This window comes from Georgenia sp. EYE_87 (assembly GCF_023148685.1).
Taxonomy (GTDB): domain Bacteria; phylum Actinomycetota; class Actinomycetes; order Actinomycetales; family Actinomycetaceae; genus Georgenia.
The window spans coordinates 275110-289236 of record NZ_JAHXNL010000003.1 but is presented as its reverse complement, the minus strand read 5'-3'; the positions used below and the strand labels follow the sequence as shown (position 1 = coordinate 289236).

At 75.9% G+C, this 14127-nt stretch carries 13 protein-coding genes; 7 read left to right on the top strand and 6 right to left on the bottom strand.

Features of this window, described 5'->3' with window-relative positions:
* The first annotated feature begins 9 nt into the window (after positions 1-9).
* Genes KZX45_RS07060 through KZX45_RS07050 form a run of 3 tightly spaced genes read left to right on the top strand, consistent with a single transcriptional unit; the run spans position 10 to position 3494 of the window.
* Positions 10-372 (top strand): VOC family protein, encoded by a 363-nt coding sequence (locus KZX45_RS07060; RefSeq protein ID WP_248257017.1) that lies wholly within the window; start codon positions 10-12, stop codon positions 370-372.
* Between the two features lie 25 nt (positions 373-397).
* Positions 398-1795, top strand: a complete 1398-nt coding sequence (locus tag KZX45_RS07055) for a phosphoribosyltransferase (protein WP_248257016.1) — start codon at positions 398-400, stop codon at positions 1793-1795.
* Positions 1796-1850: 55 nt separating this feature from the next.
* Positions 1851-3494 carry a helix-turn-helix transcriptional regulator gene (locus tag KZX45_RS07050; RefSeq protein WP_248257015.1) on the top strand — a complete coding sequence of 548 codons (1644 nt, stop codon included), beginning with the start codon at positions 1851-1853 and terminating at the stop codon, positions 3492-3494.
* A 50-nt stretch (positions 3495-3544) separates the two neighbouring features.
* On the opposite strand, the gene KZX45_RS07045 is transcribed toward KZX45_RS07050, so the two are convergent.
* Both KZX45_RS07045 and KZX45_RS07040 read right to left on the bottom strand, forming a co-directional pair.
* Positions 3545-4024 carry a GyrI-like domain-containing protein gene (locus KZX45_RS07045; protein ID WP_248257014.1) on the bottom strand — a complete coding sequence of 160 codons (480 nt, stop codon included), beginning with the start codon at positions 4022-4024 and terminating at the stop codon, positions 3545-3547.
* A gap of 76 nt (positions 4025-4100) precedes the next feature.
* The gene (locus KZX45_RS07040) at positions 4101-5153 is read right to left on the bottom strand and encodes an LLM class F420-dependent oxidoreductase (RefSeq protein ID WP_248257013.1); all 1053 of its coding nucleotides are present in this window, start codon (positions 5151-5153) and stop codon (positions 4101-4103) included.
* Positions 5154-5249: 96 nt separating this feature from the next.
* On the opposite strand from KZX45_RS07040, the gene KZX45_RS07035 reads away from it, so the two are divergent.
* Complete coding sequence (locus tag KZX45_RS07035) at positions 5250-5849, top strand: YdeI family protein (protein WP_248257012.1); 600 nt, start codon at positions 5250-5252, stop codon at positions 5847-5849.
* Between the two features lie 74 nt (positions 5850-5923).
* On the opposite strand, the gene KZX45_RS07030 is transcribed toward KZX45_RS07035, so the two are convergent.
* Genes KZX45_RS07030 through KZX45_RS07020 form a run of 3 tightly spaced genes read right to left on the bottom strand, consistent with a single transcriptional unit; the run spans position 5924 to position 9366 of the window.
* On the bottom strand, positions 5924-7522 hold the full coding sequence (locus tag KZX45_RS07030) for an ABC transporter permease (RefSeq protein ID WP_248257011.1): 1599 nt from the start codon (positions 7520-7522) through the stop codon (positions 5924-5926).
* Positions 7519-8412 carry an ABC transporter ATP-binding protein gene (locus tag KZX45_RS07025; RefSeq protein ID WP_248257010.1) on the bottom strand — a complete coding sequence of 298 codons (894 nt, stop codon included), beginning with the start codon at positions 8410-8412 and terminating at the stop codon, positions 7519-7521. The genes KZX45_RS07030 and KZX45_RS07025 overlap by 4 nt, the downstream gene beginning before the upstream one ends.
* Before the next feature lie 30 nt (positions 8413-8442).
* On the bottom strand, positions 8443-9366 hold the full coding sequence (locus tag KZX45_RS07020) for an LLM class F420-dependent oxidoreductase (protein ID WP_248257009.1): 924 nt from the start codon (positions 9364-9366) through the stop codon (positions 8443-8445).
* Positions 9367-9410: 44 nt separating this feature from the next.
* Between KZX45_RS07020 and KZX45_RS07015 the strand changes: the two genes are divergently transcribed.
* The 3 genes from KZX45_RS07015 to KZX45_RS07005 all read left to right on the top strand — a co-directional run bounded on the left by KZX45_RS07015 (position 9411) and on the right by KZX45_RS07005 (position 12530).
* Positions 9411-10472, top strand: coding sequence for a winged helix DNA-binding domain-containing protein (locus KZX45_RS07015; RefSeq protein WP_248257008.1), 1062 nt, complete (start codon positions 9411-9413; stop codon positions 10470-10472).
* A 640-nt stretch (positions 10473-11112) separates the two neighbouring features.
* Positions 11113-11913 (top strand): histidine kinase, encoded by an 801-nt coding sequence (locus tag KZX45_RS07010; protein WP_248257007.1) that lies wholly within the window; start codon positions 11113-11115, stop codon positions 11911-11913.
* Complete coding sequence (locus tag KZX45_RS07005; protein ID WP_308221714.1) at positions 11910-12530, top strand: response regulator transcription factor; 621 nt, start codon at positions 11910-11912, stop codon at positions 12528-12530. Before KZX45_RS07010 ends, KZX45_RS07005 begins: the two co-directional genes overlap by 4 nt.
* Before the next feature lie 80 nt (positions 12531-12610).
* On the opposite strand, the gene KZX45_RS07000 is transcribed toward KZX45_RS07005, so the two are convergent.
* Positions 12611-13987: a phenylacetate--CoA ligase family protein gene (locus tag KZX45_RS07000; protein WP_248257006.1), complete on the bottom strand. Its 1377-nt coding sequence runs from the start codon at positions 13985-13987 to the stop codon at positions 12611-12613.
* Positions 13988-14127 lie beyond the last annotated feature (140 nt).

Here is a 14127-nt window from a genome sequence, read left to right as displayed (position 1 = left end):
GGGACGACGATGTCCGGTGAGCTGGCCTTCTTCGAGCTCGGCGTCGGGGACGCCGCCCGCGGCCGGAAGTTCTACGAGTCGCTGTTCGGCTGGAGCTTCTCGCCCGGCCCCTCCGGTGGTGACGGCGGCATGATCACCACGCCGAACGTGCCGGGCGGCATCCACGGCGGCGACGCGGGCGCCTCGCCCTACCTGTTCTTCCGGGTGGACGACATCGACGACGCCGTCGCCAGGGTCCGCCTGCTGGGCGGGTCGGTGGACGGCACCGACGTCGAGGGCGACGAGGAGGTGCAGGCCACCTACGGCCGCTTCGTGCTGTGCCGGGACGACCAGGGCTCACCCTTCGGGCTGTACCAGGAACCGGCGGGCTAGTCACCCGGGGAAGGGGACGGGGCCAATGACCCGAGAGCCGTACGCGGACCGCCGCGAGGCGGGATGGGTGCTCGCCGACGAGCTGAGGGAGTACGCCGGGCGGGACGACGTCGTCGTGCTCGGCCTGCCCCGCGGCGGCGTCCCCGTGGCCGCGATCGTCGCCCGGGCGCTCGGTGCGCCGCTCGACGTGGTCGTGGTGCGCAAGCTCGGCGTGCCGGGGCAGCCCGAGCTCGCGATGGGGGCGATCACCGGGGTCGGGGATTCGCTCGTGGTGGTGCGCAACGAGACCGTGCTCGCGCACACCCGCGTCGGCGAGGAGGCCTTCCGGCGTGTCCTCGACGCCGAGACGGCCGAGCTCCGCCGCCGCGAGAAGCTCTACCGCGGCGACCGCCCGCGGCTGCCGGTGCGCGGCAAGATCGCGCTGGTGGTCGACGACGGGCTCGCCACCGGCTCGTCGGTGCGCGCCGCCATCGCTGCGCTCCGCCGCGAGGAGCCCGCGCGCCTTGTGGTCGCCGTGCCGGTCGGGTCGGCGTCCAGCTGCGCGGTGGTCGCCCGCGAGGCGGACGAGGTGGTGTGCGCCTGGGCACCCGAGCCGTTCTACGGGGTCGGCCAGGGTTACTACGACTTCTCCCAGACCTCCGACGCCGAGGTACGCGACGCGCTGGCCGCCGGCCGCGCCGTGGACGACGGCGGTGCCGGGCAGTCCGCGGACGGCGACGGAGCGCGCCGCCCCGCGGACGGCGAGGGTGCGCGCCGCCCCGGCGACGGAGGCGCCCGCGAGGAGGCGGTCCGCATCCCGGTGGGGGCGGCCGAGCTCGACGCGGACCTCGTCGTCCCCGCCCACGCCCGATCCGTCGTGATCTTCGCGCACGGCTCGGGCAGCGGGCGGCACAGCCCCCGCAACCGCTACGTCGCGGAGGCGCTCCGCCGCGCCGGTCACGCGACGCTGCTCATGGACCTGCTCACCCAGGACGAGGAGCAGGTCGACCTGCGCACCCGGGAGCTCCGGTTCGACATCGGCCTGCTGGCGACCCGCCTGGCCGCGGCGGTGGACTGGTGGACGGCCCGGCACGGCACGGACCTGCCCGTCGTCACCTTCGGGGCGAGCACCGGCGCGGCAGCGGCGCTGATCGCGGCGGCGGAGCGCCCCGCCGTCGTCGGCGTGGTCTCCCGGGGCGGCCGGCCGGACCTGGCCGGCGGCGCGCTCGGCCGCGTCCGGGTGCCCGTGCTCCTCGTGGTGGGAGGTGAGGACCGCCAGGTGCTCGAGCTCAACCGGCAGGCGGCCGCCGCGCTCGGGGGGCCGGTGGAGATCGCCGTCGTCCCCGGGGCCACGCACCTGTTCGAGGAGCCCGGGACGCTCGACGAGGTGATCCGCCTGACCGTCGCGGCCCTGGACCGGTGGCTCGCCGGAAGACCGGCGTAACCTGGAGGGCAACCATTTCGGCGCCCGGACGCACGGGCCGCCGCGAGGAGCAGCGATGAGCGTCGAGCAGCTCGCCGACCGGGGAAGCGCCGCCGTCCTGCGCCAGGACTGGTCCGCGGCCTACAACGATCTCTCGGCCGCCGACGGCGAGGGCGTCCTGAGCGCCCGGGGCCTGCGCGACCTCGGGATCGCCGCCTGGATGCTCGGCGCCGACGACGAGGGCTGCCGGTACCTGGGCGACGCCTACCGGGCGTTCCGGGACGCCGGCCTGCCGGACGACGCGGGGAGGTGCGCGTTCTGGGTGGGGATGAACCTCGTCTACCGCGGCCACCACGCCGAGGGGGGCGGCTGGTTCGGGCGGGTGCAGCGGCTCGTGCCCGAGTCCGGCGACGGCGTCGTGGCGGGCTACCTGCGGGTCGCCGGCGCGCTCGACGCGCTGTACGCCGGGCGAGCCCGGGAGGCGCTGGAGGGGTCCACCGCGGCCCACGCGATCGGGGAGCGGGAGCGCGACGCCGACCTGGCGGCACTCGGTCTGACGGGTCGCGGCCAGGCGCTAATCCGGCTCGGGCGGACGGCCGAGGGGGTGGCCGCGCTCGACGAGGTGATGCTCGCGGTGACGGAGGGACAGGTCTCGGACATCCCGACGGGCGTCACCTACTGCACGGTGATCGGCGTCTGCCACCTGCGGTTCGACCTGCGGCGGGCCGAGGAGTGGACCGCGGCCCTGGGCCGCTGGTGCGACCGGCAGCCCGACCTGGTGCCCTTCCGGGGAGAGTGCCTCGTGCACCGCTCCCAGGTGCTGCAGCACCAGGGCGACTGGCCGGCAGCGCGCGCCGAGGCGGAGCGTGCCGTGCAGCGGCTCCTCGATCCCGAGGAGCAGCCGGCCCTCGGCACGGCGTTCTGCCAGCTCGCGGAGCTGCAGCGGCTGGGCGGAGACCTGGAGGCCGCGGAGCGGTCCTACCGCCGGGCGCACGAGCACGGGCACGACCCCCAGCCCGGCCTGGCGCTCCTCCGCCTGGCCGAGGGGGACGCCGGGACGGCGGCCGCCGCCCTGCGCCGGGCGCTGGAGGAGGCGCCCGACCCCCTCGCGCGGTGCGTGCTGCTCCCGGCCGGCGTCGAGGTGTTCCTCGAGGCCGACGACGTCGACGCGGCCGACCGGGCGGCCGTGGAGCTCGGCGAGCACGCGGCGGGCGACGCGTGCCCGCCCTGGCTGGCCGCCCTCGCGGCACGGGCGAACGGGGCCGTGCTCCTCGCGCGGGACGAGACGGCCGCCGCGGCCGCCGAGCTGCGCCGCGCCGTCGGACTCTGGAGGGACCTGCGCGCGCCCTACGAGGAGGCGACGACGCGCCTGCTCCTCGCGCGGGCGAGGCGGGCGGCGGGTGACGAGGAGGCCGCCGGTCTGGACCTGGAGGCCGCCCGCGCCGTGCTGGCCCGGCTCGGCGCCCGGACCGACCTGGCTCGCACCGAGCACCCGGACGGTGCGTACGCGGCGGGCGGCCGTGCGGCCGGCGGGCTCACCGCCCGCGAGGTCGAGGTGCTGCGGCTGGTCGCCACCGGGCGGACCAACCGGGCGATCGCGCACGAGCTCCGCCTCAGCGAGAAGACGGTCGCCCGGCACCTCAGCAACATCTTCACGAAGCTGGACGTCCAGTCCCGGGCCGCGGCCACCGCCTACGCCTACGAGCGTCACCTGGTGTGAGCGGGCGGCGCCGCACGGGGGCCCGCGAGGCGCCGGGTGCCCCGAGGCGGCTAGCGGCTCTCCACCTGTGGTCCGGTGACCGGGAAGATCACCCGGGTGCGCCAGGTGGCCGGGTCCGGGTCGGACTCCGGGCCGGCCTCGTAGATCTCCCAGGACTGGTCCAGCGGCCTGAGGTCGCGCTCGCCCATCCACCGCTCGACCGCCTCGTAGGTCTGTTTCAGCGAGTCGTACCCGCCCTCGTGGACGGCCTCGACGGCGCGCACGGCCGGCAGCGTCTCGCCCACGACGTCGCCGGACCCCGCGAACGGCTGCGTGACCGGGAAGCCGACCTCGACGTCGACGGTCTCGCCCACCCCGCCGCGGTAGCGCGCGTACGGCGCGCCGGCCGGGGCGACCCCCGCCGACCGCAGCGCCTGCAGCACCTCGGTGAACCGGGTGTCGAAGACGGTGGTGATCTCCTCCATGCGGATCCGCTGGCGCACGCCCGCCACGGACTGCTCCTGGAGCTCGATGAGGTGGATGTCGCCCATGATCATCTCCCTAGGTCCTTGACCCGATCGTGCCGTGACCGCGGCCCGCGGTCCAGGGCGGATGGTCCCGCCGCCGTCAGGGACGCAGCGCCGCGACGACCTGGGGCAACGCCCGCGGGTCCGTCTGGATGATCAGCGTGGTCACCACGCTCGCCGTCCACGGCGCGAGCTGCTCGCGCAGCTGCGCCGGGTTGCCCGCGAGGGCGACGTCGAGCACCAGCTCCGTGGGGACGGCCGCCGCGGCGCCGGGCCGGTCGCCGTCGGCCCACCGGCGGGCGATCTCCGCGCACGCGGCCTCGTGGCCGAGGCGCTCGACCGCCTCGCGGTGGTAGTTCGCCGACCCCGAGCCCATCCCGCCGATGTAGAGCGCGAAGTGGGGGCGCAGCGCGTCGGCGGCCTGCTCGACGTCCCGGCCGAGCGCCACCGGCACCGCCGCGCAGACCTCGAACTCCGACGACGGCGACCGCTCCGGTGCCCGGCGCGCGAACCCGTCCGCGAGGTGCTCCGCGTAGGCGGCGGACAGGCGCGGGGAGAAGAGGAACGGCAGCCAGCCGTCGGCGATCTCGGCGGCCAGCGCGGTGTTCCTCGGCCCCTGCGCCGCCAGGTGGATCGGCAGGTCCGTGCGCAGCGGGTGCACGGTCGAGCGCAGCGCCTTGCCCTGGCCGGTGCCGCTGCGCAGGGGCAGCTGGTAGTGGGCACCGTCGATCCGGACCGGCTCCTCGCGGCGCAGCACCTGCCGGACGATGTCGACGTACTCGCGGGTGCGCTCCAGCGGGCGCGGGTACGGCTGGCCGTACCAGCCCTCCACCACCTGCGGCCCGGAGGCGCCCAGCCCGAGCACGAACCGACCGCCCGAGAGGTGGTCGAGGGTCATGGCCGCCATCGCCGTCGCGGTCGGGGTGCGCGCCGCCATCTGCGCGATCCCCGTGCCGAGCCTGACGGTGCGGGTGCCCGCCCCCCACCACGCGAGGGGGGTGAAGGCGTCCGAGCCGTACGCCTCGGCGGTCCAGACGGAGTCCAGTCCGAGCTCGTCCGCGGCGGCGACCGCCTCGGCCGCCCCGGCCGGCGGCCCGGCCGACCAGTAGCCCGTGGAGAAGCCGAGGCGGAGGGGCGTGGCGTCGTCGTCCATGGCAGGCATCATGCCCGACGGCGGAGGCGGCCAATTCCCTTGGCGGCGCGCCCCGGTCCCGCCACACTTGCCCCGACGCGGTGAGGGGAAGGGCCGATGACCGAGGACGAGCTGCTGCTGCCCGACGCCGCGGCCTGGCGCGCCTGGCTCGAGGAGCACCACGCGACCAGCGACGGCGTGTGGCTGGTCATCGGCAAGAAGGGCGGTTCGACGACGGCGCTCGGTTACGAGGCGGCCGTGCTGGAGGCGCTGTGCTTCGGCTGGATCGACGGGCAGACGCGACGGCGGGACGACGAGACGTTCGTGCAGCGCCTGACCCCGCGGCGGCCCAGGAGCCCGTGGTCGGCCAGCAACGTCCGGCGCGTGGCCCAGCTCGAGGCGGAGGGCCGGATGACCGAGGCGGGGCGTGCGGCCGTCCGTGCCGCCCAGGCCGACGGGCGCTGGGAGCGGGCGTACGTCGGGCAGGCGGACGCAGAGCCGCCCCCGGACCTGCTCGCGGCGCTCGACGCCGAGCCGCGCGCCCGGGCGATGTTCGACCTCCTGACGAGGTCGAACCGCTTCGCCGTCATCTACCGGGTCGCCGAGGCGAAGCGGCCCGAGACGCGGGCGCGCCGCATCGCGGGGTTCGTCGAGACGCTCGCCCGCGGCGAGTCGCCCTACCCCCAGAAGCGGCGGCTGGAGGACCCGCCCGGCTGAGGACCCGCCCGGCTGAGGGACCCGCCCGGCTGACGGCGCGGCGCGCCGGGGCCGCATGGCGCGGGCACGGCCCGTCAGACGTTCAGGTCCCGCCGCCGGTAGCCCGCCAGCCCGACCAGCAGCAGCACGGCCGCGATCGCCGCGGTGACCAGCACCGGCGCCCAGCGCATCGCCTCGACCGGCAGCTGCGGGAGCTGCGCGAAGGGCGTCAGCTCGAGCAGCCACTCCGGCAGGTTCAGCAGGGCGCCGATCCAGGTGACGACCAGGGACCAGCCGACCACCAGCCACGCCAGCCACCCGGCGTGCGGCAGCCAGCCGTGAAGCAGCACGCCCAGCCCGACGACCAGCCACACCCCGGGCACCAGGGCCGCGGCGCCGGCGACGACGTCGGTCACGGGGCGCCAGGTGCCGTCGGTCGCCGCCTGGGGCGCCCCGAGCAGGGCCCCGCACACCAGCAGCAGCACGGTGGGGACGACCAGGGCGAGCAGCACGTGGGACGCGGCGAACCCGGTGCGGCGCACCGCGGCGGAGAGCACCACCTCCGCCCGGCCCGTGGTCTCTTCCTGGTGCAGGCGCCCCAGGAGCTGCAGCCCGTGCGCCGCGATGACCAGCACCACGATGCTCAGCATGGCCACGTAGAAGCCCTCGGTGAGCTGCTCGGCCCCGGCCCCCATGCGACGCAGGACGATCTCCAGGCGCGGGACGTCGCTGAACATGGTGGCGAAGCTGGGCGTCAGCGAGCCGATGGCCGCCGAGAAGACCACCAGCCCGACCGTCCAGCCGAGCACGGTGCCGCGCTGCAGCCGCCACGCCAGACCCGCCGGGGAGGACAGCAGGGGCGCGGCGCGCGGCGGGCCGGGCCGGGCCGGCCAGAGCCCCGAGCCGTGGTCGCGGCGCGCCTCGAGCCGCACGGCCAGAGCCACCAGCATCGCGGTCAGGGCGGCCGGGAGCAGGAGGGCCCACCACCGCTCCCCGGCGTACGGCCGGGCCAGCGCCAGCCACTCGACGGGCGAGAGCCACTGCAGGCGACGCAGCGGGCTGTCGTCGGCCACGCCGTCGGCCACCGCCCGGAGCAGGTACGCCGCCCCGAGCACGGCCAGGGCGATCCCCCTCGCGGCGCGGGCGGAGCTGGTCAGCTGCGCGGCCAGCGCGCCGACCCCGACGAACACGGTCGCGGTCAGCGCCATCCCCAGCCCGAACGCGACGGACCCGGCGACGTCGGTGCCCACGCCCACCATCCCCGCGGTGACCAGCAGCCCCAGGAGCGCGCACGCGGCGAGGCTGACCAGGACCGCGGCGGCCAGCGGCGCGTGCCGGCCGACGACGCCGGAGCGGACCAGCTCGGTGCGGCCCTCCTCCTCGTCGGCCCGGGTCAGCCGGATCGTCGCGAGGATCGCCATCACCCCGGCGACGGTGGCGACGAAGGTGCCCACCCGCCAGACCGTGAACCCGCCGGGCTCGGTGAGCGAGAAGGGCGGGCCGAGCATCGCCCGCATCGTGGGGTTGCTGGACAGCCCCTCGATGACGAGCCCGGCCTGCGCCGGGTCGGGGAACACCTGCTCGTACGCCGCGGCCGTGGCGGGCACGACGACGAACAGGCCCAGCAGCCAGACCGCCAGGAACCAGCGGTTGCGCCGGACCGCGAGCCGAACGAGCGCGCCCAAGCCGGTCATCGGGGCGCCGGAGCGTCCTGGTAGTGGCGCAGGAACAGCTCCTCCAGCGTCGGCGGGCTGGTGGAGAGACTGCGCACGTCGAGCGCGCCGAGGCGCGAGACCAGCCCGGCCAGCGCGACGTCGTCGACCTGGCACTCCAGCCGCGTGCCGTCGACGACGACGTCGTGCAGGCCGGGGAGCGACGTCAGCTCCGGCGGGACCGGGCCGGGCAGCTCGGCGACCACCTGCGTGCGGGTCAGGTGCCGCAGCTGGGTCAGCGTCCCGGCCTCCACCACCCGGCCGGCCCGGATGATGCTCACCCGGTCGCAGAGGTGCTCCACCTCGGAGAGGATGTGGCTGCTCAGGAGCACGGTGCAGCCGTCCCGCCGCTCCCGGACGACCTGACGGAACTGGGCGTCCATGAGCGGGTCGAGACCGGCGGTGGGCTCGTCGAGGAGCAGGAGCTCGATGTCGGAGGCCAGCGCCGCCACGAGCGCGACCTTCTGCCGGTTGCCCTTGGAGTAGGCGGACCCGCGCTTGGACGGGTCGAGCTCGAAGCGGGCGATCAGCGCGTCCCGGCGCGCCGGGTCCAGCCCGCCGCGCAGCCGGCCCAGCAGGTCGATCACCTCGCCCCCGGTGAGGTTGGGCCACAGCGCCACGTCGCCCGGCACGTACGCCAGGCGCCGGTGCAGCTCCGGCGCCTGGGACCAGGGGTCGCCCCCCAGCAGCCGGACGGAGCCGGCGTCGGCGCGGAGCAGGCCGAGGAGCACCCGGATGGCGGTCGACTTGCCGGCCCCGTTCGGGCCGAGGACGCCGTGCACCTCGCCCTCGGCCACGTCCAGGTCCAGGCCGTCGAGCGCGACGGTGGAACCGAACCGCTTGACCACGTCCCGCATGGCGACGGCGCTCATACGGCCGACGCTACTCCCGGCGCACCGCCGTCATCCGACCTTCGCCATCACCGCGTCGGCGATGAGGTCGAGGTGGTCGAGGTCGGTGAGGTCGAGGCACTGCAGGTACACCCGCGTCACGCCGATCTCGGCGAGCTGCCCCAGGCCGTCGAGGACCTCGGCCGGGGAGCCGGCGAGGCCGTGCTCGCGCAGCTCAGCCGGCTCGCGGCCGATCGCGTCCGCCCGGCGCCGCACCTCCGCCTCGTCGCTCCCGACGGCGGCCACGAAGGCGACGGAGTACGTGAGCTCGTCGGGGTCGCGACCGGCCTCCTCGCAGGCGGCGCGCACGCGGGCGATCTGGGGGGCGACCGCGTCCTTCTCCGGGAAGGACTGGTTGTACTCGGAGGCGAACCGGGCGGCCAGACGTGGGGTGCGGCGCGGACCGTTGCCGCCGACGACGACGGGCACGCTCGCCTGCACCGGCTTGGGCAGGCCCGGGTTGTCGGTCAGCTGGTAGTGGCGGCCGTCGAAGCTGTACGTCTCGCCCGCGGGGGTGGACCACAGTCCGGTGAGGATCTCCAGCTGCTCCTCCAGCATCCGGAACCGCTTCTCCGGGAACGGCACGCCGAGCGCGGCATGCTCCTCCGCGAACCAGCCGGTGCCCAGGCCGAGCTCGACGCGTCCGCCCGACATCGCGTCCACCTGGGCCACCTGCACGGCGAGGATGCCCGGGTGGCGGAAGGTGGCCGACGACACCAGCGTCCCCAGCCGGATGCGGGAGGTCTCCCGGGCGAGGCCGGCGAGCGTGGTCCAGGCGTCGGTCGGGCCGGGCAGCGCATCGCCGTCGCCCATCCGCAGGAAGTGGTCGGAGCGGAAGAACGCGTCGAAGCCCAGCTGCTCGGCGCGCTGCGCCATCGCGAGCTGGTGGTCGTAGGAGGCGCCCTGCTGCGGTTCGGTGAAGATACGGAGGTCCATGCGTCCTACCCTGCCAGGGCCGGACGTGCCTACGCTCTTCTGCCATGACCGCCAAGGACGTCGCCCTCCTCCGGCTCGTGGCCCAGCGGGTCGCGGGACCGCCGCTGCCGACGGCCGCGGAGACCGTGCGTCACCTGTGCGCGATGCAGGCGCAGGACCTGCCCGCGGCCCTCGCCGCGGTCACGCTCCGGACCAGCACCGACGACGACGCCGGGATCGTGGGTGCGTTCGGGCGCGGGGAGGTCGTGCGGTCGTGGCCGATGCGCGGCACCCTCCACCTGGTCCCGGCGGAGGACCTGCGGTGGATGCTCGACCTGACCACCGACCGGCTGATCGCTGGCGCGGCGCGGCGCCGCCGCCAGCTCGGCATCGACGACGCGATGCTCGACCGGGCGCTGGAGCTCGCCGCCGTCGCCCTGACGGGCGGGCGCTCCCTGTCCCGCAGCGAGCTGATGGGGCTGTGGGAGGACGCCGACCTGCTGGGCGTCCCGCAGCGCGGCTACCACCTGCTCTGGAACCTGGCCCAGCGCGGCTTCCTCTGCCTCGGGCCGTACGTGGACGGCGAGCAGCGCATCGTCCTGCTGGACGAGTGGGTGCCCGCCCCGCGCCGCCTCGGGCGCGAGGAGGCGCTGGGGGAGTGGGCCCTGCGCTACTTCCGCGGCCACGGGCCGGCCACCCTCAAGGACTTCGTGCGGTGGACCAAGCTCACCGTCGCCGACGCGCGCGCCGGGCTGGCGATCGCGCGCCCGCACCTGACCAGCCTCGAGGTGGACGGGACGGAGCAGCTCATGGACCCGGTCACGCGTGAGCTGCTGGCCGAGCACCGGGCCGAGGCCCGCGGCGTCTTCCTCCTGCCCGCGTTCGACGAGATCATCCTCGGCTACCAGGACCGCTCCGCCACGCTGCCGCCGGAGCACGAGGAGAAGATCGTGCCCGGCGCCAACGGGATGTTCCGTCCGGTCGTGGTGGCCGGCGGGCGCGCGGTGGGCACGTGGCGGCGGGCAGGTAGCGGCGCCGCCAGGCGGATCGAGGCCGAGCCGTTCACGGCGTTCACCCCCGCCGTCGCGACCGCGGTGGAGAACGCGCGGGCCGTCCTGGCCGGCTGACGACGCGTAAGCCTTTGGTCGGAGAGCGCCGAGCCCGACGACGGAGCCCGCCTCCCGCGGCGATCCGTACGCTGACAAATCGTGACCGTCCCGCCTGCCCCGCCGTTGTCGCCTGCCCCGCCGTTGTCGCCTGCCCCACCGCTGGAGCCTGCCCCGCCGTTGCGCCCCGCCGCCCGGCCGCAGCGCGAGCGGCGTCGGCCGGCGCCCCCGCCGCTGCGGCCGTGGTCGCGCGTCTGGCGCTACCTCATCGCCGGTGGCCTCGCCCTCGTGGCCTGGACCGTCGTCGTCGACGACCTGATGCCCGAGGACCCGGCGGCCGCGGTGCCGGACGTGGTCAACGGCGTCATCGCGATCGACCTGCTCCTCGGCCTGGCCGCGCTCGCGCTGCTCCCCCTGCGCAGGCGCTTCCCCGTGCTCGTGGCGTCCGCGACGGTGGCGCTGTCCGCCGCGTCGGCGGCGGCGTTCGGCCCGAGCGTGCTCGCGGCCGTCTCGATGGCCGCGCGGCGGCGCGGCCGGGACGTCGTGGTGGTCGGGTTCTTCTGGCTGGCCGCGACCTTCGTCTACGAGGCCGTGTACCGCCAGGCATGGCACTCCCTCGGGGAGGACTACCCGGCCGCCTTCTCCTTCGCCGCCTGGCCTGGTGCTCGCGGTGTACGCGACCTGCGTGGCCCTGGGCTTCTACGTCGGGGCCCGTCGCGAGCTGGTGGCCAACCTGCACGAGCGAGCCGTCACCGCGGAGCGGGAGCAGGCCCTGCGCGCCGACGCCGCCCGCGAGGCGGAGCGCACCCGGATAGCTCGGGAGATGCACGACGTGCTCGCCCACCGCATCTCGCTCGTCGCCATGCACGCCGGGGCGCTCGCCTACCGCACCGACCTGAGCGGGGAGGAGACGGCGCAGGCCGCCGGGGTCATCCAGGACAACGCGCACCTGGCGCTCACCGAGCTTCGGCAGGTGCTCGGCGTCCTGCGTCCGGGCGACGGCGGCGCGTCGGCCGAGCCGCCCCAGCCCACCCTCGCCCAGCTCGAGCCGCTGCTCGCCGAGACGGCGGGCACCGGGACCACCGTGCGGCTCGACGTCGCCGGTTTGCCCGGCGGGGACGCGTCCGCGCTCGCCGCGCTGCCCGTGACCTCCTCGCGCACCGCCTACCGGATCCTGCAGGAGGCGCTGACCAACGCGCGCAAGCACGCGCCCGGCGCACCGGTCGACGTGCGCCTCGGCGGCGGTCCCGGCGGGCTGCTCACGATCGAGGTGCACAACGGGGCCGCCGCTGCCCCGCGCGAAGCGCCGCCCGGCGCCGGCGTCGGGCTGACCGGCCTGACCGAGCGGGCCGAGCTGCTCGGCGGCGTGCTCGAGCACGGGTTCGGACCCGACGGGTCCTTTGCCGTGCGAGCGTGGCTGCCGTGGGAGGACGACGGGGAAGCGGACGAGGAGAACCGGTGAGCGAGACGGAGCGGGCGCAGGTGCGGGTCGCCCTCGTCGACGACGACCCCCTGGTCCGCGCCGGCCTGCGCATGATCCTCGGCGGGGACGCCGGGCTCGACCTCGTCGGCGAGGCGGCGGACGGCCACGAGGCCCTCGACCGCGTCGAGCGGGAGCGGCCCGACGTCGTCCTCATGGACATCCGGATGCCCCGGCTCGACGGGCTCGCCGCCACCCGGCGGCTTGCCGAGCGCGGTGCGAGCACCCGGGTGATCGTGCTGACCACCTTCGACACCGACGAGATGGTGCTGACGGCGCTGCGGCACGGCGCGGCCGGGTTCCTGCTCAAGGACACCCCGCCGGAGGACCTCGTGCGGGCGGTGCGGCGGGCCGCCCGCGGGGAGCCGATGCTCTCGCCGAGCGTGACCGCCCAGCTCATCGCCGCCGTCGCGCGGCCGGCCGACGACGGCCGCGAACGCTCCGCGCGGGACCGGCTCGCCCGCCTGACCGACCGGGAGCGGGAGGTGGCGGTCGCCGTCGGCCGCGGTCTGTCCAACGCCGAGATCGCCCGCGACCTCTACATGGGCGTGGCGACCGTGAAGACCCACGTCGGGCACCTGTTCGCCAAGCTCGGGTGACGAACCGCGTGCAGATCGCGCGGTGCGTGCACGACGCCGGGCTGGTCTGATCGCGGAGCCGGGCGGCGACGGCCGTGCGCCTACGGGCGGTGCGCCGAGCCCGGGGGGAGCGCCCGGATCAACGGGCGCTTGCCCAGCGGCGTCCGCGGGATGTGCTCCACCTGCTCCACACGAAGCGCGCCGGACTCGGCTCCCGCTCCTCCCAGGGCCGCCCGCAGCCGCACCGCGACGACGCCCGTGTCCAGACCCGGCCGACCGGTCACCAGGACGTGCAACCCGTCCGTCTCCTGGGAGACCTGCCAGCTCGCCACCTCCGGGGACTCGAGGATGCCGTGGAAGACGTTCGGGTGGACCCGGACGGCCCGGCCGCCGTCCCGCCCGGGCAGCAGGAGGACGTCCTCGGTGCGGCCCTCGACCGCTCCGACGACGCGGGAGGGCCGCCCGCACGCACAGGACTCGGGATCGAGAACGACCCTGTCGGTGAGCTCGTAACGGATGAGCGGGAGCGTCCGCGAGAAGAGGACCGTCACCAGCAGCCTGGATCCCGGAGTGCCCGCGGGGACCGGCGCACCGGCATCGTCGACAACCTCGCAGACGACCAGGTCCTCGTACAGGTGGCGCCGGTGCAGCTCGCACGAGGAGGCGATCCCGGCCGTCTCCGTGGCGGCATAGACGTCGAACGGCCGAGTCCCCCAGGCCGCCTCGATCTCTCGTTCCATGGCGGGGGAGAGGACCTCGGAGGCGGACATGACCGCCTCGGGCCGGATGTGCAGCCGGCTCTCGGCCTGCTCGGCCGCCAGCTCCCGGAGCACGGAGGCGTAGCCGACCAGCAGGCGCGGAGCGAATCCGTTGAGCGCCTCCACCGTCTCCCGCAGCGGGGCGGCCGCGTCGACCCGCAACGTCGGAACGAGCCGGGAGCGCACGGACGCACCCACCACGGCGGACTGGTGGGTGGGATTCAGCGAGCGCACCACCGCCAGCCGCAGGGGGTGCCGCAGCCCGAGGCGCACACCGGCCCAGTCGTTCGCCCGCGCGTAGGAGGCCAGGACCGCCGCCCACTCCGTGCGACTCCAGACGAACACGCCCCGGCGTCCCGTGGTCCCGGCGGTGGCAGCCACCCACCAACGCCGTCGCCAGGCCTCGCCCGGGTCGCCGCCCACGTCCGTCAGCTCGCGCAGGTGCGACTCGACGTCCGCCAGCCGCAGCCCGCGCACCGTCACGACGTCGTCGAAACGGGCCATCAGCTCGGCCTTGGTGACCGGGGGCAGCTCCGACAGCGGGGCGGTCAGCAGTCCCGCGTGATGCCGGCGGTAGAAGGGGGAGCGCTCGTAGGCGTGCCGGCGCAGTGCCGCCAGCGCGCGCTGCTGATGGCGGCCCAGCCGGTCCGTGCTCCAGCGGTCCCGCGCCCGCCACGCGGCCCGGAGAGACAGGGTTCGCGCCAGGAGCACGGCGTCCATCCCTTCAGCATGCCACCGGCTCCGCAGGGCGCGGACGACAGATCGGGCACGCTGCGAGGAGGGCCGCCGCGTAGGACCTTCATCGCCATCCCGAGCTCGGGTTCCAGGAGCACCGGACGGCGAGGGTCGTGGCCGAGCGG